Source organism: Aliivibrio logei, assembly GCF_001691055.1.
GTDB classification, from domain to species: domain Bacteria; phylum Pseudomonadota; class Gammaproteobacteria; order Enterobacterales; family Vibrionaceae; genus Aliivibrio; species Aliivibrio salmonicida.
This window is the reverse complement of the sequence record NZ_MAJU01000011.1, coordinates 1-23,659: the sequence shown is the minus strand read 5'-3', so window position 1 is coordinate 23,659 and position 23,659 is coordinate 1. Positions and strand designations below refer to the sequence as shown.

General features: G+C 39.4%; 21 protein-coding genes. 16 read left to right on the top strand and 5 right to left on the bottom strand.

Annotated features, from left to right (window positions below; translation table 11 throughout):
• Positions 1–2: 2 nt before the first annotated feature.
• From A6E04_RS10635 to A6E04_RS10625, 3 genes are all read left to right on the top strand, one after another.
• Complete coding sequence (locus A6E04_RS10635; protein WP_175365426.1) at positions 3–1,145, top strand: beta-ketoacyl synthase N-terminal-like domain-containing protein; 1,143 nt, start codon at positions 3–5, stop codon at positions 1,143–1,145.
• Positions 1,142–2,029: a hypothetical protein gene (locus tag A6E04_RS10630; protein ID WP_065611305.1), complete on the top strand. Its 888-nt coding sequence runs from the start codon at positions 1,142–1,144 to the stop codon at positions 2,027–2,029. Before A6E04_RS10635 ends, A6E04_RS10630 begins: the two co-directional genes overlap by 4 nt.
• 117 nt (positions 2,030–2,146) lie before the next feature.
• Positions 2,147–2,944 (top strand): alpha/beta fold hydrolase, encoded by a 798-nt coding sequence (locus A6E04_RS10625; RefSeq protein ID WP_012549688.1) that lies wholly within the window; start codon positions 2,147–2,149, stop codon positions 2,942–2,944.
• A gap of 76 nt (positions 2,945–3,020) precedes the next feature.
• Here the strand turns inward: A6E04_RS10625 and purU are convergent, their stop codons facing one another.
• Entirely contained in the window at positions 3,021–3,854 is an 834-nt protein-coding gene (gene purU, locus A6E04_RS10620; protein ID WP_017022452.1) for a formyltetrahydrofolate deformylase, read from the bottom strand.
• 418 nt (positions 3,855–4,272) lie between these two features.
• On the opposite strand from purU, the gene yoaA reads away from it, so the two are divergent.
• The 7 genes from yoaA to rnd all read left to right on the top strand — a co-directional run bounded on the left by yoaA (position 4,273) and on the right by rnd (position 11,889).
• The gene (gene yoaA, locus A6E04_RS10615) at positions 4,273–6,228 is read left to right on the top strand and encodes a DNA repair helicase YoaA (protein WP_065611303.1); all 1,956 of its coding nucleotides are present in this window, start codon (positions 4,273–4,275) and stop codon (positions 6,226–6,228) included.
• Between the two features lie 7 nt (positions 6,229–6,235).
• Complete coding sequence (tsaB, locus tag A6E04_RS10610; protein ID WP_012549685.1) at positions 6,236–6,937, top strand: tRNA (adenosine(37)-N6)-threonylcarbamoyltransferase complex dimerization subunit type 1 TsaB; 702 nt, start codon at positions 6,236–6,238, stop codon at positions 6,935–6,937.
• A 62-nt stretch (positions 6,938–6,999) separates the two neighbouring features.
• Positions 7,000–7,299 carry a hypothetical protein gene (locus A6E04_RS10605; RefSeq protein ID WP_017022454.1) on the top strand — a complete coding sequence of 100 codons (300 nt, stop codon included), beginning with the start codon at positions 7,000–7,002 and terminating at the stop codon, positions 7,297–7,299.
• 21 nt (positions 7,300–7,320) lie between these two features.
• Positions 7,321–7,872 carry a Slp family lipoprotein gene (locus A6E04_RS10600; protein ID WP_065611301.1) on the top strand — a complete coding sequence of 184 codons (552 nt, stop codon included), beginning with the start codon at positions 7,321–7,323 and terminating at the stop codon, positions 7,870–7,872.
• A gap of 6 nt (positions 7,873–7,878) precedes the next feature.
• Complete coding sequence (locus A6E04_RS10595; RefSeq protein WP_065611299.1) at positions 7,879–8,748, top strand: alpha/beta fold hydrolase; 870 nt, start codon at positions 7,879–7,881, stop codon at positions 8,746–8,748.
• A 187-nt stretch (positions 8,749–8,935) separates the two neighbouring features.
• The gene (fadD, locus tag A6E04_RS10590; RefSeq protein ID WP_065611298.1) at positions 8,936–10,615 is read left to right on the top strand and encodes a long-chain-fatty-acid--CoA ligase FadD; all 1,680 of its coding nucleotides are present in this window, start codon (positions 8,936–8,938) and stop codon (positions 10,613–10,615) included.
• A gap of 149 nt (positions 10,616–10,764) precedes the next feature.
• Positions 10,765–11,889: a ribonuclease D gene (gene rnd / locus A6E04_RS10585; RefSeq protein ID WP_017022458.1), complete on the top strand. Its 1,125-nt coding sequence runs from the start codon at positions 10,765–10,767 to the stop codon at positions 11,887–11,889.
• A 75-nt stretch (positions 11,890–11,964) separates the two neighbouring features.
• On the opposite strand, the gene minE is transcribed toward rnd, so the two are convergent.
• Genes minE through minC form a run of 3 tightly spaced genes read right to left on the bottom strand, consistent with a single transcriptional unit; the run spans position 11,965 to position 13,729 of the window.
• Complete coding sequence (gene minE, locus A6E04_RS10580) at positions 11,965–12,225, bottom strand: cell division topological specificity factor MinE (protein WP_012549820.1); 261 nt, start codon at positions 12,223–12,225, stop codon at positions 11,965–11,967.
• Between the two features lie 2 nt (positions 12,226–12,227).
• Positions 12,228–13,040, bottom strand: a complete 813-nt coding sequence (minD, locus tag A6E04_RS10575; protein WP_012549821.1) for a septum site-determining protein MinD — start codon at positions 13,038–13,040, stop codon at positions 12,228–12,230.
• Between the two features lie 23 nt (positions 13,041–13,063).
• Complete coding sequence (gene minC, locus A6E04_RS10570; RefSeq protein ID WP_023603582.1) at positions 13,064–13,729, bottom strand: septum site-determining protein MinC; 666 nt, start codon at positions 13,727–13,729, stop codon at positions 13,064–13,066.
• A gap of 211 nt (positions 13,730–13,940) precedes the next feature.
• Between minC and A6E04_RS10565 the strand changes: the two genes are divergently transcribed.
• Both A6E04_RS10565 and A6E04_RS10560 read left to right on the top strand, forming a co-directional pair.
• Entirely contained in the window at positions 13,941–14,222 is a 282-nt protein-coding gene (locus A6E04_RS10565) for a YcgL domain-containing protein (RefSeq protein WP_017022460.1), read from the top strand.
• 1 nt (position 14,223) lies between these two features.
• Complete coding sequence (locus A6E04_RS10560) at positions 14,224–15,198, top strand: lytic murein transglycosylase (protein WP_023603581.1); 975 nt, start codon at positions 14,224–14,226, stop codon at positions 15,196–15,198.
• A 121-nt stretch (positions 15,199–15,319) separates the two neighbouring features.
• Here the strand turns inward: A6E04_RS10560 and mnmC are convergent, their stop codons facing one another.
• Positions 15,320–17,362 (bottom strand): bifunctional tRNA (5-methylaminomethyl-2-thiouridine)(34)-methyltransferase MnmC2/FAD-dependent 5-carboxymethylaminomethyl-2-thiouridine(34) oxidoreductase MnmC1, encoded by a 2,043-nt coding sequence (gene mnmC / locus A6E04_RS10555; RefSeq protein ID WP_065611296.1) that lies wholly within the window; start codon positions 17,360–17,362, stop codon positions 15,320–15,322.
• 120 nt (positions 17,363–17,482) lie between these two features.
• Between mnmC and fabB the strand changes: the two genes are divergently transcribed.
• The 4 genes from fabB to A6E04_RS10535 form a co-directional block, all read left to right on the top strand.
• Positions 17,483–18,694 carry a beta-ketoacyl-ACP synthase I gene (gene fabB / locus A6E04_RS10550; protein ID WP_017022463.1) on the top strand — a complete coding sequence of 404 codons (1,212 nt, stop codon included), beginning with the start codon at positions 17,483–17,485 and terminating at the stop codon, positions 18,692–18,694.
• 159 nt (positions 18,695–18,853) lie between these two features.
• Positions 18,854–19,984: a 4-phosphoerythronate dehydrogenase gene (locus A6E04_RS10545; RefSeq protein WP_065611294.1), complete on the top strand. Its 1,131-nt coding sequence runs from the start codon at positions 18,854–18,856 to the stop codon at positions 19,982–19,984.
• Positions 19,984–20,997, top strand: coding sequence for an aspartate-semialdehyde dehydrogenase (locus tag A6E04_RS10540; protein WP_012549828.1), 1,014 nt, complete (start codon positions 19,984–19,986; stop codon positions 20,995–20,997). The genes A6E04_RS10545 and A6E04_RS10540 overlap by 1 nt, the downstream gene beginning before the upstream one ends.
• 206 nt (positions 20,998–21,203) lie before the next feature.
• On the top strand, positions 21,204–23,659 hold a 2,456-nt coding region (locus A6E04_RS10535), incomplete at its 3' end, for a FimV/HubP family polar landmark protein (RefSeq protein ID WP_280513404.1).

Genomic DNA, 23,659 nt, shown 5'->3' with positions numbered 1-23,659 from the left:
CGATGATAACTCTTTTGGCGGGCGATACTTTGAGTGCCCTCGGTGATATTAAGCAGAGAATACAATCCCTGAGATCTGGACGTTATACCACCGTAAATAAATCGGTAAAAGTGTTCGAACAGACCAAAACGTTACCGTATTACGCGATTCAGAACGAAGGGGATTTTAGTGTTCTTTTTGATCCTCTTCCTCATTTAATTACCTTAATCTCGCCTATTTTTGAACTGCATCAACTCACTACCGAACAGTTGAGTCGTTGTGGTGTTTTTGTTGGATGCGCAGCAAATGATATTTCTTTAATGGTGCCATTAGGGCAAGGCATTAAAGAGGGAGCGCTTCCTGAATTAGAACAACAGCGTGTTGGAAACGGACATTATGCTGATGTGATTTCAGCGTACTTTGGTTTAAGTACCTTTAGCTTAACCTGTAATACCGCATGCACATCAAGTTCTAATGCAGTGTTAGAAGCCGCTACGATGTTAGAAAGTGGCATTATTGATTATGCGCTTGTTGTTGGGATGGAAATGTTTGCCCCACATTCGTTTGAAGGTTTTGTTTCTATGCAGTTACTAGCGCAAGAAACAATAAAGCCATTTGATACAAACCGAGATGGTTTATTACTGGGGGAAGCATTGAGTGCGATTTTAATGAGTCGTGATGATGTGTGTGATTCGGGCTGGCACTTTTTAGGTGGTGCGAGCGAGTGTGAAACACACAGTGTAACGGGTGTTAATTCGGATGGCTCTGGGATTAAACGAGTGCTATCTCAAGCTTTGTTAAATAGTCAGGTTAACGCTGCTGATATTACGGCGGTGAAAGCTCATGGTACTGCAAGTCATTTAAGTGACTTGGCAGAAGTCAGCGGTATGAAACAAGTATTTAATCAAATGCCTTCGTTTTTCTCATTAAAACCTTATATTGGTCATACACTAGGAAGTTGTGGTGTCAGTGAATTGGTATTAATGATGAATAGTATTGATCATGGGTTTATCCCAGCAACGCCAAATTTTTCACTGCAAGATAATGAGATTGAGTGGGGCCCACTTACTGTGGCTCAAGAATGCCATGAAGGGGTGTTTTTATTAAATTGCTTTGGTTTTGGTGGAAATAACAACGCGTTGGTAATAAAAAAGGTATCGGCATGATGTATGTTCATCGAGTATCAACGCTCAATATTAAACAAGATGAAATGTTTGATACAAAAGTAGAATGTAAGAAAGTTGCGTCGGGCTATGTTCGCCGTACTGATCGTTTTATTCAACTTGGTTTATTAGGCGCTTCTGGGTTATTAAAAGAAAAGGATGGTATTGAATTAGGGGGTATTGATAAAAATACCGCCGTATTTATGGTATCAGGGCAAGGTAATCTGGCTGTCTTCAATCGTTTGTGTCATCAACGTTATATTGAAGAAATGCCGCCAAAACCGGTTGATTTCATCAATTCATTAAGCAATACCGCCGGCTTTTATATTGCTAAATATTTGGGATTAGAAAGCAAAAATCTGAACTTAGCTCAACAAGGTTTCGTGGTCGAAAATGCATTACTATTAGTTCATGCAAATTTGAAGTTAGGCAAAGAAACACAAGTGCTGTTAGGAGGCATTGATGAGAAACCAGAAAACAACACGCTTCCGCACGCTTATTTAGATCTCCCTATTCATCAAGCGATTGGTGAAGGAGCTAATTGGATGCTACTTAGTGGCGATTTTAAAAATGCACTTGCAAGTATTGAGGTCTCTTCTTGTCAATTTGATAGCACAACCATTGTTGATTATATCGCCAGTCGGAGTGATATTACTCACGTCGCATTTAGTCAGAGAATACCTAATGCTATATCTGAGCAATTAGTGTCGCAAATTAATATTCCTCAGTTTGATGGTCTTGATGAGTATGATTTTTATGAGACAAATGCACTGTTTGTATTAAATTGTTACATAGAAAAAGAACAAGGTAGCTTAGCTTATATTGATTGTTTTAATAGTATATATAGAGTAATAACTCTGAACTTAACTAAAAAATCAATAACTTAGTAATGTTTTGTAACCGTATGTCAGATTTCTATCAGTCTACTTCCTTGTGAGTATTCATCGTTGATATAGGATGGTATAGTCTGACTCCATATCTTTCTCATATTAAAAGTAGAGTGAATGTCTAATTCTTTGTTATTCCATAAAACCTATGAACATGAATCAAGCTCAAAGTGGGTTGTGTTTGTTCATGGAGCAGGTGGAAGTTCCACTACATGGTTCAAACAAATCGCTGCTTTTAGAAAGAATTTTAATATTTTGCTTATTGATTTACGTGGCCACGGTCGCTCAAGTCACTTCTCACAATTAAAAGAATTCATTAATAAACAGTATTCTTTTAAGGTCGTAAGCCAAGATATTATCGATGTCCTTGATCATCTTAATATTAAATCAGCACATTTTGTTGGTATGTCTCTTGGCACCATCATTATTCGTAACCTAGCGGAACTGGCACAAGACAGAGTCAGTTCGATGGTATTAGCCGGTGCAATTACACGTTTTAATTTCCGCTCTCAGTTTTTGATTAAAATGGGCGATATTACTAAAAATATCATGCCTTATATGTGGCTGTATAAATTGTTTGCTTATGTTGTCATGCCACAAAAAAGCCAAAAAGAATCGCGTCATATTTTCACCAGAGAAGCTAAGAAATTATGCCAGAAAGAGTTTAAACGTTGGTTTAAATTAGCTGCAGATGTGAATCCATTAATGCGCTGTTTTAAAGATAAAGAATTACCAATCCCCACGCTGTATGTCATGGGTGAAAATGACTACATGTTCATGAAACCAGTACAAGAAATGGTTGCGGTACATGAACACAGTCATTTATTGCAAATTCCAGAATGTGGTCACGTATGTAATATCGACAGGCCGAGAGAATTTAATAAACACGCGATAGAGTTTATTACTGCACAATAATTGGATTGAATTCAAATTAAGAACAAATAAAAACGGAGATCATGATGATCTCCGTTTTTTGTATTTACGACATTATTTAAAGAATAACGGTCTTATTACCATAAACAAATACATGGTCATTCAGAACTTTTGTTAAGGCTTTACTTAATACTGATTTCTCAACGTCACGTCCTGCCATTGCCATATCTTCTGCACTGAAGTTATGATCAATAGGGATAACATCTTGTTTGATGATTGGACCTTCATCTAAATTATTGGTGACAAAGTGTGCTGTAGCACCAATGATTTTCACTCCACGATCATAAGCTTGCTGATACGGTTTTGCACCAATGAAAGCAGGTAAGAAACTGTGATGGATATTGATGATTCTTTTTGGAAATTGCTCAACAAATTCAGGAGTAAGTACACGCATGTATTTTGCTAAAACGACGTATTCAGGAGCGTATGAATGAATAATGCTTAGCATTTTGTCTTCATGCTCGCCACGTGACAAGCCTTCATGAGATACATAATGAAAAGGAATATCAAACTTCTCAATCAAGGCACCTAACGTATCGTGGTTACCAATAACCGCCGAGATCTCGATGTTCATCGCACCAGAATAGGCTTTGATTAGAATATCACCAATACAATGAGCTTCTTTAGTGACAAGAATAACGACTTTCTTTTTTGGTTCTAATACTAACTTTCGTTGGCTGCCTGGCGGCAATGCTTGATCAATATCGAGTAAGAAGGTTTCATCATTAAAGATCCCCTCAAGTTCGGTTCTCATGAAAAATTGACCCGTAACGTTGTCTACGTATTCATTATTGTGAACAATGTTCAGCTGATGTTTGTAACAAATGTTGGTTATTTTGGCGATTAGCCCACGAGAATCAGGGCAATCCGTTAATAATATTTTCTTTTCCATTATATCTCTCGTGCTCACAAAGTGTGTCTATAAATTTGGACTGTCTATGGTTGTACCGACAAAAGAAGGGAACGTAAAGTGTTTTTCGCCCTGAAAAATCAAAAATATAAATAAGATACCGATCATAATGCATTGTAATTAAGGAACTGTGCGATGGTTAAGATGCTGGCGAATAAACATTATAAAGTCGGTGGGGCATCAATTATGTAAAACGCCACAATGTCATGTTGATGAGAGTAAATTACTTGGTTTGTTAGAAATAATATTTATTGGAGTTATGAAGACAAAGTACTGAGTCCGCGAATTCAACGTTTATGGCCAACTCGTTATCTGAATAAGTAAACTTAACGTTTAGTTTCTCTGTAAATCTTGGCATAATCTCAACCCTATTTTAAAATCACGATGAGTATGGGTTGATATGATTGCTAAGATTTTTTCGTCATCAGGCGCGTTAGGAAAAGCGATTCCGGGTTTCCAACCTCGTCAACCTCAATTAGATATGGCTCATGCGGTTCATGCTGCTATCAAAGATGGTACACAATTAGTGGTAGAAGCGGGTACGGGAACAGGAAAGACGTTTGCTTATCTTGTTCCTGCCCTGATTAGTGGCAAGAAGACCATTATCAGTACGGGTTCTAAAAACTTACAAGAACAGCTTTTTCATCGTGATTTGCCTTTAATGACGTCTTCACTGGGTTTTTATGGCCAAGTGGCTTTATTAAAAGGACGCTCAAACTACCTTTGTCCAGAGCGTTTAAACCAGCAATTAGTCGAAAGTCATACTCCTCAAGCTGATCCTGAGTTATTAACGCAACTTGTTAAGGTGCGTGCTTGGTCATCAGAAACAAAAACAGGGGATCTTGGTGATTGCACCGCGATTGCCGAAGACAGTCCGATAATTCCTTCAATTACTTCCACCAACGACAACTGTTTAGGTAAAGATTGCCCGAGCTTTGATGAGTGTTTTGTGGTTAAAGCACGAAAGAAAGCAATGGATGCCGATGTCGTGGTGGTGAACCATCATCTATTTCTTGCTGATTTAGCGATTAAAGAAACAGGTTTTGGTGAACTGATTCCAGAAGCCGATATTTTTATTTTTGATGAAGCCCATCAATTACCAGATATTGCGAGTCAATATTTTGGACAAAACCTATCTAGCCGCCAGTTGACCGAATTAGCAAAAGACATCGAAATTGGTTATCGCACCGAAGCAAGAGACATGCGCCAATTGCAAAAAGTAGCAGAGCGTCTAGCGGGTGCAGCAATGGACTTACGTATTGTGTTAGGTGAATCTGGATTTCGAGGTAATTGGCGAGAGGCCATTAAGTCGGCGGCGGTTCAACGTGAAATTGTACGTATAAATGATGCGTTTGAGCTGGCTCATGATGTTTTGAAATTAGCATTAGGGCGTAGCCAGCTATTGGATGCTGCTTTTGATCGTTGTGCCTTATTAAAGAATCGTCTAGAGCGTGTATGTGATACCACTATTGGTGGTTATTCCTATTGGTTTGAATGTACTCCTCGTCATTTTAGTTTGAATATTACACCATTGTCTGTCGCGGATAAGTTTAAAGAACAAGTGGCAGATAAAGAAGGGGCTTGGATATTTACGTCGGCAACACTGGCTGTAAATGATGATTTCTCTCATTTTACCGAGCGCTTGGGGTTGGAACCTACAAAACAGTTTTCATTACCGAGTCCGTTTGATTATCAAACTCAAGCGTTGTTGTGTGTTCCGCGTTTTCTTCCTGAACCGAACAGTCATGGGATTGCGAATAAACTTGTAGAATTACTGCTACCAGTGATTAAACAAAATAATGGTCGGTGTTTCTTTTTGTGCACGTCACATCAAATGATGCGGGATTTGGCAGGACAGTTCAGAGAGATGTTAGATCTGCCGGTATTAATGCAAGGTGAGACGACCAAGCAAAAATTGTTGGCGGAGTTTATGGAACTTGGCAACGCGTTATTGGTTGCTACAGGGGCTTTCTGGGAAGGTATTGACGTTAGAGGTGATGCGCTAAGCTGTGTTATCATCGACAAACTTCCCTTTACTGCCCCTGATGATCCGCTCTTGAAAGCGCGTATTGAAGATTGTCAGCTAAGTGGTGGTGACGCATTTTCACAAGTACAAATACCTGATGCTGTTATTACCTTAAAACAAGGGGTAGGGCGATTAATTCGCGATACCAAAGACAAAGGGGTATTGATTATTTGTGACAATCGTTTAGTTACTAGGCCTTATGGGGCTACGTTTCTACAAAGTTTACCGCCGATACCAAGAACTCGAGATTTAAAAAATGTGTCTGAATTTTTAGCGAAAGCAGATCAACATAAAAAATTAGAGAAACAAGAAGTTATTTTAGAAAATTGAGGCACTAATGAGCGTAAAAATTTTAGCGGTAGATACCGCCACTGAAAACTGTTCTGTCGCATTAATCATTGACGGAAAAGTCCATTCTCGAAGTGCAGTGGCACCGCGTGAACACACCATTAAGATTCTTCCGTTTGTGGATGAAGTATTAAAAGAAGCGGGTGTGCGTTTGCAAGATTTAGATGCATTAGCATTTGGACAAGGTCCTGGTAGCTTCACCGGTGTTCGTATTGGTATTGGTATTGCTCAAGGTTTGGCGTTTGGTGCCGATTTACCTATGATAGGTATTTCTACATTAGAAGCAATGGCTCAAGCGGCTTACCGTATTCATGGTGCAACACAAATTGCAGGCGCAATTGATGCACGAATGAGTGAAGTCTATTTTGGCATGTATCAACGTAATGACGATGCAACGTGGTCACCACTTGTTTCTGATATGGTTTCAGTTCCGGCTGAATTAGCGGCTAAACTACCAGATCAAACGGGTGAATGGCTAACGGTAGGCACTGGTTGGGATGCTTATCCTGATGCATTAGAGACATTGCCTCTTGAGACAAAGGCGAGTGATATTCTATACCCTGAAGCTCAGGATATGGCGATACTTGCATTACAAAAATTTGAACAAGGCTTAGCGGTTCCTGTTGAGGAATCAACGCCTGTTTATGTTCGTGATACCGTGACATGGAAAAAATTACCAGGTCGTGAGTAATCTTTCTATCTCTAACAGCGAGATTAATTAGCTCGCTGTTATTATTAATTTAAAAGGTCACTATGGTTTCTATTCAGGGTTTACCTCCTGCGCTAATACAAAAGCAGCAAGCAGTAGGAAAGAAAAATCAGGTAAAGAAAGCAGGAGGTGATAAAGCTTCTGTTTCTCAGCCATCTCAAGTGGCCAAAGCGGTAACTAATCACATTAAACACCTTGATGCATCTGCTTATGCTGATTCTCGACTTCAATATGATTTACCTGAGGGACGAAATCGTCATGCGATGGAAGAATACATGGATATTATGTTGCAGAAACGTCGAGAAGAACTTGCTCAATTAGTGGGTGTCGATCTTTATATCTAAATTAATAAGGAGAAAGTGATTATGAAACGTTCATTATTTTTATTATGTGCTTTGTTTTTGGCTGGGTGTAGTTCTTTACCGACCGAGCTAGAGTCAAACCAAGAAAATACGATTGTTACCTATACGCCATTTTCTGATGCGTCGGAATCAGGAAACGCGGTTGCTGTTCGTTTAGGCGGAGTGATTGCTCGTATTGATAATCAAGCAGAAAAAACTCGAATTGAAGTCGTTAACCTACCGATCTCATCGGCTGGAAAACCCGATATATCAGAAGAACCGAATGGACGATTTGTTGTTTATATGGATGGTTTTGTTGATCCAATCGCTTACGCGAAGGGACGACTTATTACTGTGTTAGGAAAAACAGCATCGATTGAAAAAGGGAATGTTGGTGACTATGAATATTCATTTCCTGTGATTGATGGCAGTGCATTGCATTTATGGCAAATTCAAGAATACGTAGTAACGAATGATTTTGATATGGATTATATGCCATGTCGAGGAACGCGCTGTATATATCAACGCAGCCATATTGATACTCGTCGTGGCAAAGTCGTTCAGGAAGTTCAATAAGCGGTTATGCACGCATTTCATCAATATGACCTATCGCTTCATCACGGTTCGTTAGCGATAATAGAGCTTGGACCTAAGAATGCCGATAATGTAGTTTTATTTTTACATGGTTGGCAAGATAACGCGGCTACGTTTTTAAGTACAATGACGGCTTTTTCCGTTTCTAACCCGACCTGTCGCTTAATTGCATTTGATTGGTTTGGGCACGGATTATCTGATCATAAAGGCGTCGATAATTTTTATCATTTTTTTGATTATGTTGATGATCTTCATCAGGCAATACTGTCTTTAAAACTAGATAGCGTTATTTTGGTGGGGCATTCATTGGGCGGGTTGATTGCGAGTGCTTATAGCGCTGCTTTTCCTGAAAAAGTGGCTGCATTAATGATGATAGAAGCATTAGGCCCTTTAAGTGAAGAGGCGGAGAAAACATCCGAACGATTACGTGAAGGTGTATTAAGTCGTCAGCGTTATCGTCATAAGCCCCAAAGAACATTAAAAGATAGGCAAGCAGCGTTAGCGTTGCGCTCTAAGGTAAACCAATTACCAGAAGTGTTATTAGAACCTATAATGCAAAGAGCAGTACGTTCAACCTCTGATGGCGTGCAATGGACGACGGATGCAAAAGTAAAATGCGAATCTTTGTATCGAATGTCAGAAGCTCACGCATTGGCTCTACTGTCTGATATAACATGTCCCGTGATTGTCATTATTGGGGTTGACGGGTATGGACATTTAAAGCAAAAAGAGCATCGCTATTCTTATATTCAACACGTTGAGTCTTTTCAAATCGAAGGTGGGCATCATTGTCATTTACAACACCCGGGAAAAATCTCAACGTATTTAAATGTGTTATTTAACAAAATTAATACTTAAAAAACGTTTAAATGTAAACTTTCGTCACATTCATGATGAAATTTCAGTCAAATCTATAATTGATAATAAAATAAGTTGACTATAATACTAGAGTAAATAGTCTACCCACTTAAAGTGATGCTTATCACAGCCAGAGGCTTATTGTGAGATAAACAATGAGTCTCTTATAAAGATATAGGAGAAAAGCGTGGATAAAGTTTGGCTTTCACGTTACCCAGAAGACGTACCTGCAGAAATTAACCCTGATGCATACACCTCATTAGTTGATATGTTTGAGCAATCAGTTCAAAAACATGCAGACCAACCTGCATTTATTAACATGGGTTCAGTCATGACGTTTCGTAAGTTAGAAGAGCGCAGTCGCGCCTTTGCCGCTTACTTACAAAATGATCTGAAGCTTAAAAAAGGTGACCGTGTTGCATTGATGATGCCAAATTTACTGCAATACCCAATTGCATTATTTGGTGTATTACGTGCTGGTATGATTGCGGTCAATGTTAATCCTCTTTATACCCCACGTGAATTAGAGCATCAATTAACCGATTCAGGTGCTGCCGCGATTGTTATTGTTTCAAACTTTGCCAGTACACTAGAAAAAATCGTAGATAATACGCCGGTTAAACACGTTATTTTAACGAATCTTGGTGAGCAGTTACCAAGAGCGAAAGGGACCATTGTCAATTTCGTTGTTAAATACGTGAAAAAAATGGTGCCTAAATACAGTTTGCCACATGCGACCTCTATGCGTAATGCATTACGTAAAGGTCGTAGAATGCAGTACATAAAACCATTTATTGATAGTGAAGACTTAGCTTTTCTACAATACACGGGTGGTACGACAGGCGTTGCGAAAGGTGCAATGCTAACTCACCGCAATATGGTGGCGAATGTCATGCAAGCTAAAGGTGCTTATGGCCCTGTACTAACGGAAGGGCGTGAGCTTATCGTTACGGCATTGCCTCTGTATCATGTATTTGCATTAACAGTGAACTGTTTATTATTTATTGAAATGGGAGGCCGTAATTTATTAATTACGAATCCTCGTGATATTCCTGGCTTTATTAAAGAGCTACAGAAATACCCATTTACGGCCATAACTGGTGTAAATACACTGTTTAATGCGCTGGTTAATAATGAAGATTTTCATGGGTTAGATTTCAGTAACCTACGCTTATCTGTTGGTGGTGGCATGGCTGTGCAACGTGCAGTTGCAGAACAATGGCAGCAGCATACTGGTTGTTATTTACTTGAAGGCTATGGTTTGACTGAGTGTTCACCACTAGTTGCAGCTTATCCTCATAATTTAACGTCATATAATGGTTCAATTGGTTTGCCAGTTCCATCAACTGAAGTTCGTATGGTTGATGATGAAGGTAACGTTGTTGGAAATGATGAGGTTGGTGAGCTTCAAGTTCGTGGCCCTCAAGTTATGAAAGGTTATTGGAATCAACCTGAAGCCACTAAAGATATGATCACGGAAGATGGCTGGGTAAGCACTGGCGATATCGTTAAGTTTGATGAAGGCTTCCTACATATTGTTGACCGTAAAAAAGACATGATCTTGGTTTCTGGTTTTAATGTATACCCTAATGAGATTGAAGATGTTGTTGCACTGCATGGCAAAGTATTAGAAGTTGCAGCAGTAGGTAAACCTCATCCAACATCAGGTGAAGTGGTTCGTATTTGTGTTGTTAAACGAGATCCAAGCTTAACAAAAGATGAACTGATTGCTCACTGTCGTCAGCATTTAACTGGATATAAGATCCCTCGTATTGTTGAGTTCAGAGATGACTTACCAAAAACAAACGTAGGTAAAATCTTGCGCCGTGAACTGCGTGACGAATATAAAGCAGAAGAAACCGCATAATTTAGTTACAATACTCAAACCGAAAATGCCAGCCTCGTTGCTGGCATTATTTTTATTTGAAGAGACAAGATAGCTTAGTTTTTCTAACGTTAAGCTATCTTGCCTTAGACCAATTAATAGAAGCGTTACAGATTTTTAAGGAAGAAATTGTGGAATTTGAAATCGTTAAACACAGCCAACGTTTAGCTGAAATTTGCCAACAGGCAAGTAATAAACCTTTTTTAATGCTGGATACTGAGTTCGTACGTACGAGAACTTTGTATGCACGTTTAGGTTTAATTCAAATGTTTGATGGTGAAACATTAGCGTTAGTTGATCCTGTTGAAATTGATGATTTAACGCCGCTTTGGGATTTATTAAAAAACGAAAGTGTGACTAAAGTTCTTCATGCTTGTGGTGAAGATTTAGAAGTATTTCAACATTATGCTGGCTGTATGCCGACACCAATGATTGATACTCAAATTATGGCGGCATTTTTAGGCTATGGTTTGTCGACAGGCTTTGCGAAATTAGTGTCTGATTATTTAGGTGTTGATCTCGATAAAGGTGAATCTCGTACTGATTGGATGGCGCGTCCTTTATCAGATAAACAATTAGATTATGCCGCAGCCGATGTGCATTATTTATTACCATTATTTGAGAAACTACAAGCAGAATTAGCTCAAACAGAGTGGGAAAAAGCAGCGTATCAAGAATCGTTACTTGCGGTTAAAAAGCGTGAAAAACAACCTGATCCTGAGAAAGCGTATTTAGATATTAAAAATGCTTGGCAATTAAATGGTAAGCAGTTAGCTATTTTAAAAATGGCAGCACAATGGCGATTAGAAGAAGCAAGAAAGCGCGATTTGGCGGTTAACTTTGTTGTACAAGAAGCAAACTTATGGAAATTAGCTCGATTTGGACTTCGCAGTAAAGAGCAAATGCTAAAAGAAGAGTTTGATTCGAGAGAGGTTCAACGTCATGGTGGAAAACTATTGCGTTTCACATACCTTGCCGATGAGCTAAATGAAAACGAATATCCAGAAACGTTAACACGATTAATGGATTATCCTGGCTATAAGCAAATTTTTAAGTTGTTAAAAGATGAAGTAAAAGCGGCCTCTGATCAATCGGGTTTGATGCCTGAGTTTTTAGCCTCTAAAAAACAGCTTAATCAATTGTTGTCTTGGAAATGGAAGAAAAACAGTCACCCTGATTTAAAACCAGACGTACTAAAAGAGTGGAGAGAAGGGTTACTTGCTGAGCGTTTTATGGCGGTGTTAGATAAAAGCTAATCTCAATAAACAGAAACAAAAAAGGTGACTCTGATAGGTCACCTTTTTTATAGACTCTGATTAACGAAATAGTGTTTAATTATCGTCTTCTGGCAGAGTGATATTTAGCTCTAATACTGAGAGGTCTTCTTCTTTTTGTTCTAGTGAAACCGTGATCATATCAGGGCTTACATTAACATATTTACTAATTACTTTAAGAATATCTTCTTTAAGTTGTGGTAAATACGAAGGTGCTGGACCTCCATTTCTGCGTTCAGCAACAATGATCTGTAGCCTTTCCTTCGCTATGTTAGCAGTGGCTTTTTTTTGTGGTCTGAAAAACTCTAGCAATGCCATGCTTAACCTCCAAATAGTCGTTTAAAGATACCTTTCTTCTCTTCTTCTAAGAAGCGGAACGAAACTTCCTTGCCTAACAGACGGTCAACTGCATCTTGGTATGCAGAGCCTGCGTTTGATTCTTCGTCAAAAATTACTGGTACACCTTTGTTTGATGCATTCAATACTGATTGGCTTTCTGGAATCACACCCAATAGAGGGATATTTAGAATTTCTTCAACATCACCCACACTTAACATTTCGCCTTGATTTACACGTGTTGGGCAATAGCGAGTTAATAATAGGTGTTGTTTTACTGGCTCTAAAGCTTCTTCTGAACGGTGAGATTTAGAGTCTAAAATACCTAAAATGCGGTCAGAATCTCGAACAGATGATACTTCAGGGTTTGTGGTAATGATGGCTTCATCCGCAAAATATAATGCCATTAATGCGCCAGCTTCAATACCTGCTGGAGAATCACAAATAATGAAATCAAAGTTCATTGCGATTAACTCATCAAGAACACGACGAACGCCTTCTTTGGTTAATGCATCTTTATCACGAGTTTGAGACGCAGGAAGGATAAATAAATTACCTACACGCTTATCTTTAATCAATGCTTGGTTTAGCGTTGCTTCACCATTAATAACATTAACAAAATCATAAACAACGCGACGTTCACAACCCATGATTAAATCAAGATTACGTAAGCCAATATCAAAATCAATTACCGCGGTTTTCTTGCCAGCCAGAGCAAGCCCCGATGCAATGGCAGAGCTAGAAGTAGTTTTACCTACGCCACCCTTACCAGAAGTCACAACGACAATACGTGCCATTTTATTATTCCTTTTATGTTGTGCTATAACGTTAGGGTATCGATCTTAATATGGTCTTCAACCATAGTGACCATGACATTTTGATGCCAATACTCTTTGTCAATTTGATCGCTTAGCCAATAATTTCCGGCAATGGATATCAGCTCCGCTTGTAAATTTTTGCAAAATATCTTTGCTTCTTTTTGGCCACTGGCACCGGCAATTGCTCTGCCTCTTAACGTACCGTGAATATGTATGCTGCCATCGGCGATAACTTCGGCCCCAGGGCTTACATGATTTAAGATCACAAGGTCAGCATCCTTGGCATACACTTGTTGTCCAGAACGAATAGGGGTTCTTACCACTTTCGTTGGTTGCATATTTGCTTTTTGTGTTACTTGTTGAGGTGTAAAAGACGTCATTACCGCAAAACCTGCAGACGTTGCCTGCGCTTGCTTTTCTTTATCTTTGCAACCGGTAATGCCAACAGGGATCATGCCTGTGCGCTCTACACCTAATTTAAGTTCAACAAAATTAATTTCATTCGATACATTTTCAATATTAATGACCACTGGAGCGGAAGCAAAAAAAGAAGGCGCTTGTGCTACTTTTTGCTCAAGCATACTAAGGGCTTGAGTGATGTCATCATTAGGTAAATGTAATACTGAAAGGGTGAAATTACTGCCCTTCAAATCGGCTGTTTTTGTCATGCTCTCGGTATCTTCGCTGTTATGAATATTCAGATTTTCAGACGGTAATTTTAATACCACAAATCTGATACCATGTTATAGTCAGTTTGACCACACAGCAAGTTATCTTATTGTCTTAAGTGTACTTTCTAACAAGGCTCTCATCAAATAGACAGGAGAAGAGACTTCTGGATTGGGAGCAATATCAACTCTATCAATATTAGGTTCTAAAATGTACTGTTCGATTTATAAAAGCTCTAAAAAGCAAGGTGCTTATCTTTATATTGAGAAAAAAGATGATTTTTCTCCAGTACCTCAAGAATTGATGACAATGTTTGGTACGCCAAAAATGGTTATGGTGGTAAATTTAGAAGGCAGAAAATTAGCCTCTGTTGATATTGAAAAAGTAGAAGCTTCTTTAAAAAATGACGGCTATTTTTTACAATTACCGCCACCTCCTGAAAATTTGCTTGAGAAATACAAGCAAGATAAAGCCAAACGAAACGAGAAATAATATGAAGAAAAGATTACTGCTAGGGATAGTCAGTTTGTTAATGGCCACAAGCGTATCTGCGAATACACCTGAAGGGGATTTCCAGGATTATATCGTTAACTTAAAAAATGAAGCGCGCGAGAATGGTATTTCAGAGCCTATTTTAGAACGAGCGTTTAAAAATGTGGCTTTTAAAGAAAAAGCGGTCAAATCTGATCGGAATCAGCCAGAAAAAAAATTAACACTAGATGAATATATTCCACGAGCAGTACCAAAGTGGAAGATAAAACAAGCGAACGATTTATATCAAAAACACCATGAAGTGCTTACTAGAATTGGCAAAGAATATGGGGTTCAACCTCGATTTATCGTCGCGTTATGGGGTGTTGAAAGTAATTTTGGTAAGCTAACGGGGGGTTATAATGTGATAGAAGCATTAACTACGTTGGCTTATGATGGTCGCCGTGAAGCCTTTTTTAGAAAGCAAACAATGGCGGCATTAACCATTTTAGAACAAGGTCACATTACCCCTGAAAACATGAAAGGTTCATGGGCAGGTGCAATGGGGCAATGCCAGTTTATGCCAACGTCATTTTTGGCTTATGCTGTTGATGGCAATGATGATGGTCGTAAAGATATTTGGACGACTCATGCCGATGTGTTCGCTTCTGCGGCGAATTACTTAAAACAAGTGGGTTGGGATGATACGTATACTTGGGGTCGTCAGGTAACGTTGCCTGATGCTTTTGATGCAGAAGCCCTAAAGGGACTTTCTGAAGATAAAGGAAAGTTACTCTCTGAATGGGAGGCATTAGGGGTTCGTCGTTTAAATGGAAAGTCGTTACCTAATGTTGAGTTAGAAGCATGGTTAGTGCAACCAGATGATAATGATGGTCGTGCTTACCTTGTTTATAATAACTATCAAGTGTTAATGGATTGGAATCGCTCGCATTATTTTGCATTAGCGGTGAGCCACTTGGCTGATTCTATTAAGTAAAAGATCAAGATTTAGGTAGCTGTGATCAGAGGAGTTCGTTGTGAGTTTATCATTTACAACGAACTCCCCTGAAACGGGTAAGAGAGCTTGCGACCGAGCTAAAATCGGCTATTCCTTTCTCTTAAATATCCAACGGTTTTCCTTTCAATAACCTTCTTACCCATAATCTTCCCGGATGTAGACCTTCAAGCACTGAATTAGGCAATGGGATTGGATCGCCCATTATTTGAGAAACTAAGGTTTCCGCTAATAAAGGAGCCGAGCTTAAGCCTCTAGAACCTAGCGTCAACATACAGAATAAACCTTCATAGATAGGGATCTCTTTTGCATCGCGCTGCCAATGACGCTTTTTATAAAGGTTCTTATATTCTTCCTGCATCGCTTCAAATCGAACGACATTACCAATGAAGGGCAAGTGGTCACGACTGGCGCAGCGAATACCAACACGAGCTTGGTTTGAGCTTGTATCTGCTTCTTTTGGCCATGCTTCGTTAGGAATACATTTATGTAAACGCTCACCATTTTCAACTTGATCTGATTCTTTAAATTTTAAATCTAAATCACGACGATCGTAACTCGCTCCAATACAATGAGTTTGGTGTTTGGTGTTTTCTGGTGTCAAGTAACCGTCATAGCACAATACGGTGTTGAGTTTTTTCAATGATTCAGTGGTGGGAATATGACTCACTTGCCCACGAACTGCGGTCGCAGGGATATCTTTCGTTTGTTCAAAATCAGTGAAACGATGCCCATTAGCGACAATGACGGTTTGATGTGGATGCACGCTATCGCCTAATAACACATGCCATTGTTTATCATTGGTTTGTTGAAGAGAGGTTACTTCTGAATCACAGTGTAAGGTAAATAATGGGTTGGCAGCAAAATGATCAAATAACCCACGAGTGAGTTGTTTTGGGCAGAGCCATCCACCAAGAGGATAATGAACACTTTCCATGTTAATAGGTAACCCAACGTGTAGGTTGGTGTCTTCTTTGTTTAATTCTGTGACTAATTCATTTGGAAAATGGGCAGCAAGCATCTTGTTGAGTTTTTTTTCTGATTTATCGTCCCATTTTAGTTGAGTTACGCCACACCAATCGTGATCAAATTCCACCTGTTCAGCGGCTTGTTCAATGAATTGACGTGCAAAAATAAACCCGGGAGCAAAAAAGCGAGAAAGTGAATTATATTTCTCATTTAGTAGAGGGTAAACCGCGCCTTGTTGATTGCCTGATGCACCTTGTGCTGCTTTTTCATCTTTGCAATATACCGTCACTTTTACACCACGACGAAGCAGCGTCATAGCTAGTGCAGCACTGGCAACGCCTCCACCGATAATAGCGACATCAGTAACCTCTTCCGGAGTCGTTCGGGCATACCAAACTGCGTGATTTGCTTTTGCTTTTCGTTCTGTTAATGTGCCTGCGATCATCTCTCGTTTATGAGCGAATCCTTTGACTTTTTTCATGTCAAAGCCTGCTTCTATTAATCCTCGACGAACAAAGCCCGCAGAAGTGAATGTCGCACAAGTACAATGTTCTTTCGCGAGGTTTGCCATATTATCGAAGAGATTTTGGTTCCACATCTCAGGGTTTTTACTTGGCGCAAAACCATCTAAGAACCATGCATCAATAATACCGTGATCATCCATCCAAATTTGAGGCATACAATCTTTTATGTCACCAAACCAGAGATCGAGTGTTATCATGCCTTCTTCTAGTACTAAACGATGGCAATCAGGAACGGCGGCAGGGTAATACTTATGTAGTTGCTCTGCGAATTCGGCCAACTCTGGCCATGCTTGGTGTGCTTTAACTAAATCAGATTTAGTGACTGGAAATTTTTCAAAGCTAACAAAATGAAGTTCTTTAAGTGGTGCATCAGGGTATTGGGCGCGAAATTCTTTAAAGCATTGCCACACGGCAAGGAAGTTTAAACCCGTCCCAAATCCCGTTTCGCCAATAACAAAACGACGTAAGTCACACTCTTGCCATCTTCGCAGGAGATGATTTTGTTGTAAAAAGACATAGCGTGTTTCTTCTAACCCATTATCATTAGAGAAATACACATCATCAAAATCATTGGAGACTGGTGTTCCAGACTCATTCCATTCTAAGACAGCATTGGTTATGTTGTTCTTTGGTATAACGTGGTTTTGTGACATAAATTTGAACCATTAAAGATAATCTACGTCGGATTTTAACGACTTATAGGAAAGCTGACCACTTTGTTGTGCTATCTTCGCTATTATCTACCAAGATTTATGACTTATTAGGAAAGAATCATGAAAAGAGCCGTAATTACAGGCATGGGCATTGTTTCAAGTATCGGTAACAATGTTGAAGAAGTATTAGAATCTCTGAAAGCGGGTAAATCAGGCATTAACTTCTCTGAGCAGTTCGCCGAAAAAGGCCTGCGCAGTAATGTTTGGGGCAATTTGAAGATGAACCCAGCGGATCACATTGATCGCAAAAAAATGCGTTTCATGGGTGATGCGGCTGCATTTGCTTACATCTCAATGGAGCAAGCAGTAGCGGATTCTGGCTTAACTGAAGATCAAGTTTCAAATGATCGTACCGGTATTGTTGCAGGTTCTGGTGGTGCATCATCACTAAACCAAGTTAATGCAGTGGATATCTTGCGTGAAAAAGGCGTTAAGCGTGTTGGACCATATATGGTTCCTCGTACAATGGCTTCTACAGTATCGGCGTGTCTTGCAACTCCGTTTAAAATTCGCGGAGTTAACTACTCAATGAGTTCTGCATGTGCAACGTCTGCGCACTGTATTGGTCACGCGGTAGAGCTTATTCAATTAGGCAAACAAGACGTAATGTTTGCTGGTGGTGGTGAAGAGCTAGATTGGTCTTTAACGATGATGTTTGATGCGATGGGCGCACTATCATCGAAATACAATGACACACCAGATAAAGCATCTCGTACGTACGATACGGACCGTGATGGTTTTGTTATCTCTGGCGGCGGCGGCATGGTTGTTATTGAAGAACTTGAACACGCATTAGCTCGTGGCGCAAAAATCTACGGTGAAGTCGTTGGTTACGGTGCAACATCAGACGGCTACGACATGGTAGCTCCGTCAGGTGAAGGCGCAGTTCGTTGTATGAAAATGGCGATGCAAAATGTAGACAGTGTTGATTACGTGAATACTCACGGTACATCAACGCCTGTTGGTGACGCGAAAGAGCTAGGCGCTATCCAAGAAGTTTTTGGTACCAATAGCCCAGCAATTTCTGCAACTAAAGCAATGACTGGTCACGCACTAGGTGCGGCGGGTGTTCATGAAGCTATTTATTCAACATTAATGTTAGAGCACGGTTTTATCGCGCCAAGCATTAATATTGAAACCTTAGATCCTGCAGCTGAAGGCCTTGATATCGTGACTGAAAAACGTGATCAAGAACTAACAACGGTAATGTCTAACAGCTTTGGCTTTGGTGGCACAAACGCAACGTTAGTAATTAAGAAATACGAAGCATAATATTGCGCAGTGACTAACGTTTAAAATAATGAAAACCCAGCCAATTGGTTGGGTTTTTTTATGACTGTTTTTTATTGCTAGGATTAATACTTAGGTAGATAGGTGTAATCGAGCGGTGATACACTGAACCGATGAATCTAAAGGACAGATATTGAAAATATGAAAATATTGATTGATGAAAATATGCCTTATGCCGCAGAACTTTTTAGTGAACTCGGCGAAGTAATAGCTAAACCAGGAAGAACCTTGACGGCTGATGATTTAATTGACGTTGACGCGTTGATGATTCGTTCAGTCACTAAAGTGAATTCAGAATTATTGAGTAAAGCGAATAAACTTTCTTTTGTTGGTACTGCTACCGCTGGTATGGATCACGTTGACCAAGCTTTATTGAAAAATAAAGGTGTCTTTTTTACGGCGGCTCCAGGCTGTAATAAAGTAGGCGTTGCTGAATACGTATTAAGTTGTGTGATGGTATTAGCTCAGCAACATGGTTTTTCTATTTTTGATAAAACGTTCGGTATTATTGGTGCGGGCCAAGTGGGTTCATATTTAGCTCAATGTCTTGATGCGTTAAGTATTCCTTACCTATTGAATGATCCGATTAAAGAGCAAGAAGGGGACACTCGTTCTTTTGTTTCTTTAGATGAATTATTAGAAAAGTCAGACGTTATTAGTCTCCATACCCCGATTACACGTGATGGTGATTTCCCTACACATCATTTGATTGGTCAAGAGCGCTTATTAACATTGCGTCATGACCAAATATTGATCAATGCCGCTCGTGGTCCCGTGGTTGATAATGATGCGTTAAAAAATCGCCTATTAATCCAAGATGGTTTTAAAGCCGTATTGGATGTTTTTGAGTTTGAACCAGAGGTTGATATGGCGCTCTTGCCATTACTTTCTTTTGCAACGCCGCACATTGCAGGTTATGGCTTGGAAGGTAAAGCTCGAGGAACGACCATGATATTTAATTCGTTCTGTGAGTTCTTACAACGGGAAGAGCGTGCTGATCCTCAAAATCTATTGCCTGTCGCTCCAATCCCTAATGTGACACTAAATCAGCAGTGGGATCATTCAACACTGCACAATTTGATTCAGTTAGTCTATGATGTGCGAAAAGATGATGCGGTATTTAGAAAAGAAATCTCAACAATCGGTGCGTTTGATAATATGCGTAAAGATTATTGGGATAGAAGAGAATACAGTGCAATCACTATCACGGGTAATAAAGACTGTGGTCTTACCCCGTTACAACAACTTGGATTTACAATCGAGGAAGTCTAATGACTCAAGAATTTGATGTTGCCATTCTAGGCGCAACTGGTGCCGTTGGCGAAGCAATCATAAATGTATTACAAGAGCGCAAGTTTCCTGTACGTAATTTATATCTTCTAGCTTCAGAGCGCAGTGAAGGCAAAACAGTTCGTTTTAATGGTAAAACATTAACGGTTGAAAACGTAGAAGAGTTTGATTGGAGCCAAGTGCAATTAGGTTTATTTTCTGCTGGTAGCGAATTGTCTGCTAAGTGGGCGCCTATTGCGGCTGAATCTGGTGTTGTTGTTATCGATAACACATCACACTTCCGTTACGATCAGGACATCCCATTAGTGATCCCTGAAGTGAATCCAGAAGCATTAGCTGATTTCCGTAACCGTAACATTATCGCGAACCCTAATTGTTCAACGATTCAAATGTTAGTGGCATTAAAACCAATTCACGATGCTGTTGGTATTGATCGTATTAACGTATCTACGTATCAGTCAGTATCTGGTTCAGGTAAAGCGGGTATTGATGAGCTTGCAGGCCAAACTGCAAAACTACTCAATGGACTACCTGCAGAAAATAAAGCATACGATAAGCAAATTGCATTTAACTGTTTGCCTCATATTGATGAGTTTATGGATAATGGCTACACCAAAGAAGAAATGAAGATGGTGTGGGAAACGCAAAAAATATTTGCAGATGAGAGCATCACAGTGAATGCAACGTGTGTGCGTGTTCCTGTTTTTTATGGCCATGCTGAATCTGTTCATGTTGAAACTCGTGCTCCAATTGATGCAGAAGAAGCGACTCGCTTACTTGAAGAAACCGATGGTATTGAAGTATTCCATGGTAATGATTACCCAACGCAAGTAAGCGATGCAACGGGTAAAGATCATGTAATGGTTGCTCGTATTCGTGCTGACATTAGTCACCCTATGGGACTAAATATGTGGGTAGTTGCTGATAATGTACGTAAAGGTGCGGCAACAAATGCGGTTCAAATTGCAGAAGTATTAATTCGTGACTATTACTAATCGTCACCATTAATTTAATGATTAAAGAGTACCTTATTCATTGATTGATAAGTTTATTCTTTCTTTTAAAAAAAGCCTTAGTGGAAACTAAGGCTTTTTTCTTCCATAAACCACACAGTTTTTGCTTAAAAACTACAGTTTTCTGATTATTATCCGATATAGTTACACCGGTATTGTTTTTTTCATTTTATTAAGAGGCATCTCTAGTGTCTGACGCATCTAAAAAATTCTTTAAAACGCTAACACCTTTAGCGTTGTTCGTTGCATCTCAGTGTTCGGTTGCGAATGCTGCAAGTACAATTCAAATTGTTGGTCCTGATGGGAAAGATCAAACGATCAGTTCGCAAGTGGTTGCCCCTGCATCACCAACAAGAACCTCAACAGTTAAGGCTTCTTCTTCTGCGGTTAGCGCTCCGACGGCAACTAAAATTTATGGACCAACGGGTGAAAATGAAACCCTCTGGTCTATTGCAAGTCGTGTTAATCCATCAACGACGACATCGGTACAGCAAACCTTACTTGCTATTTATCGTCTAAACCCACAAGCCTTTGAAAATAACAATATTCATGGTTTAGAGCCAAAAAGCCGTTTACGTCTACCAACACTAGAACAAGTTCGTCGTGAAAATACGGATGATGCGAAGCAATTACTTGCCGCACATAAAAAGAAACAAACGGCACAGAAAAAAGCAGACACTCGATCGTCGGTAGCTCCTAAAGCATCCACAGAACCTAAAGTAGATGTAAAACCAAAACTAGAGAAACCAACGTTTACTGAGAAAAAAACCGCAGTAGAAAAAACAGTAGCGCCAGTAATGGCAGAAAAAACAACTGGCCTTGGTGAGTTAAAAACAGAACTTGCAACAACAGAGCAAGAGTTCTCAGCGTTACAAGAAAATAATCATCAATTACGTGTGCGATTAGCTGAAGTTCAAAATGAAGTTGATAATTTAAAAAATGAACTAGGCAATGAAGATCGTATTCGTAATGAAGTTGAGAAATTCATTACTGAGCAAAAACAACTTGCCGTTTCTGAGAAAAAAGCAGAACCAAGTTCAATGGATAAATTGGCATCAAGCCCTGGTTTGATCGCATTACTTGCGTTAATTCCTGGTGCGTTAATCGCAGGCCTCATTGCTTTCTTCTTATCACGTCGTAAGAAAGAAGAGGAAGAAGAAGCAGAAGAGAATACGCAAACCGATCTACCGTCAGCTCTGATTATGCCTGATGACCATTTCAATATGGATGATGATATTCCAGAGATCAGCTTAGATGATGACGATGATATCTTAGGCGATCTAGATAATGATGAGTTTTTATTCGGTGACGATACGAACACGGATTCTAACGATGATTTGTTCGCGGAGTTTGAAAATGAAAACACAGATTCTCTTGATGACCCGTTTGCATCGTTAGATGATGAAGACGATTTAGATTCATTATTATCAAAAGGAGATTCGGAGTTAAGTGATTTAGATGATCTTGATAGTTTAGATGATTTGGATGACGATCTTGATATGTCAGGCAGCGCATTAACTGTTGATGCAGAAGAAAAGGCGCTTGGCTTAGAAGAAATGGAAAAAGCCCTAAACGACTTTGATAGTGATTTATTCTCTGAAAGTGATCTAGAAGCGGAGGATGATGATTTTGACTTATCATTAATTGATGATTCTGATCTATCGGCTTTAGATAAAAAATCACCAGAACTTGAAGACAATGAAGATCTTGAAGGTGGTGAATTAGACCAATCGATGCTAGATGATCTTTTCTCATCAATGGATACTGAAGAAGATGAAGAATCTGTCTTAGACCAAGGTTGGGATTTGGATGAAAAAGAAGAAACTAAAATTGTTTCTGAACCAGAAAAAAGCGGTCTAGAAGAAGACGTAGATTTCGAATCATTATTAGGTGATATGGCTAATACTGAAGACGACAGTATTGATTTTAATCTTGATGACGACACGGAAGTATTGCATAACATACTTCCTGAACAAAATGAAAAATCGGATACAAGTTTAGAGCTTGAAGATGACAGCACGGCATTGCTAGATAAAATGCTCGCTGAATCAGATGAAGACGATATTAACTTAGACATTGATGATGATAACACTTCGTTATTAGATGAAATGTTAGCTGAATCAAATGATGATGACGATGATTTAGAGCTTGATGATAATAGCACTGCATTATTAGATGAATTACTTGAAGAGTCAGATCACGATAGTACCGATCTTGATGATATTGAAATAGATGAAGACAGTACGGCGCTTTTAGATGAACTATTAGCTGACGACGAGGATGATTCTACGTTTGAATTAGATGAAAACAGTACCGCTTTATTAGATGAACTAATCGGTGATGATTCTGATGAGGAAGAAGCTCTGGGAAAGAGTGGCGATGATGCTGAAGAAGGTGTAACAGTATCAGAGACGCTTTCTGAAGAAACACCGAGAGATGAAGATTGGTTAGTTGAAAGTGATGATGAAGAGGATGATATTTCTTTATTTGAACCAGAAACCGCTCTTGAGACTGAAGCGTTTGATATCGATGAAGAATTACCGCTAGAATCTGAAATGCCAACAGATAACGAGCTTGAAGATGACGTTATTGAAACGTTGAATACGGATACAGAAGAGCATAATGACGTTGAACTGGCAGAAGA

Excerpts from the sequence above, each read along its gene's own strand:
- A6E04_RS10635 (WP_175365426.1), top strand. The coding sequence starts at position 3 with ATGATAACTCTTTTGGCGGGCGATACTTTGAGTGCCCTCGGTGATATT.
- A6E04_RS10630 (WP_065611305.1), top strand. The coding sequence starts at position 1,142 with ATGATGTATGTTCATCGAGTATCAACGCTCAATATTAAACAAGATGAA.
- A6E04_RS10625 (WP_012549688.1), top strand. The coding sequence starts at position 2,147 with ATGTCTAATTCTTTGTTATTCCATAAAACCTATGAACATGAATCAAGC.
- purU (WP_017022452.1), bottom strand. The coding sequence starts at position 3,854 with ATGGAAAAGAAAATATTATTAACGGATTGCCCTGATTCTCGTGGGCTA.
- yoaA (WP_065611303.1), top strand. The coding sequence starts at position 4,273 with ATGATTGCTAAGATTTTTTCGTCATCAGGCGCGTTAGGAAAAGCGATT.
- tsaB (WP_012549685.1), top strand. The coding sequence starts at position 6,236 with ATGAGCGTAAAAATTTTAGCGGTAGATACCGCCACTGAAAACTGTTCT.
- A6E04_RS10605 (WP_017022454.1), top strand. The coding sequence starts at position 7,000 with ATGGTTTCTATTCAGGGTTTACCTCCTGCGCTAATACAAAAGCAGCAA.
- A6E04_RS10600 (WP_065611301.1), top strand. The coding sequence starts at position 7,321 with ATGAAACGTTCATTATTTTTATTATGTGCTTTGTTTTTGGCTGGGTGT.
- A6E04_RS10595 (WP_065611299.1), top strand. The coding sequence starts at position 7,879 with ATGCACGCATTTCATCAATATGACCTATCGCTTCATCACGGTTCGTTA.
- minE (WP_012549820.1), bottom strand. The coding sequence starts at position 12,225 with ATGGCATTGCTAGAGTTTTTCAGACCACAAAAAAAAGCCACTGCTAAC.
- minD (WP_012549821.1), bottom strand. The coding sequence starts at position 13,040 with ATGGCACGTATTGTCGTTGTGACTTCTGGTAAGGGTGGCGTAGGTAAA.
- minC (WP_023603582.1), bottom strand. The coding sequence starts at position 13,729 with ATGACAAAAACAGCCGATTTGAAGGGCAGTAATTTCACCCTTTCAGTA.
- A6E04_RS10565 (WP_017022460.1), top strand. The coding sequence starts at position 13,941 with ATGTACTGTTCGATTTATAAAAGCTCTAAAAAGCAAGGTGCTTATCTT.
- A6E04_RS10560 (WP_023603581.1), top strand. The coding sequence starts at position 14,224 with ATGAAGAAAAGATTACTGCTAGGGATAGTCAGTTTGTTAATGGCCACA.
- mnmC (WP_065611296.1), bottom strand. The coding sequence starts at position 17,362 with ATGTCACAAAACCACGTTATACCAAAGAACAACATAACCAATGCTGTC.
- fabB (WP_017022463.1), top strand. The coding sequence starts at position 17,483 with ATGAAAAGAGCCGTAATTACAGGCATGGGCATTGTTTCAAGTATCGGT.
- A6E04_RS10545 (WP_065611294.1), top strand. The coding sequence starts at position 18,854 with ATGAAAATATTGATTGATGAAAATATGCCTTATGCCGCAGAACTTTTT.
- A6E04_RS10540 (WP_012549828.1), top strand. The coding sequence starts at position 19,984 with ATGACTCAAGAATTTGATGTTGCCATTCTAGGCGCAACTGGTGCCGTT.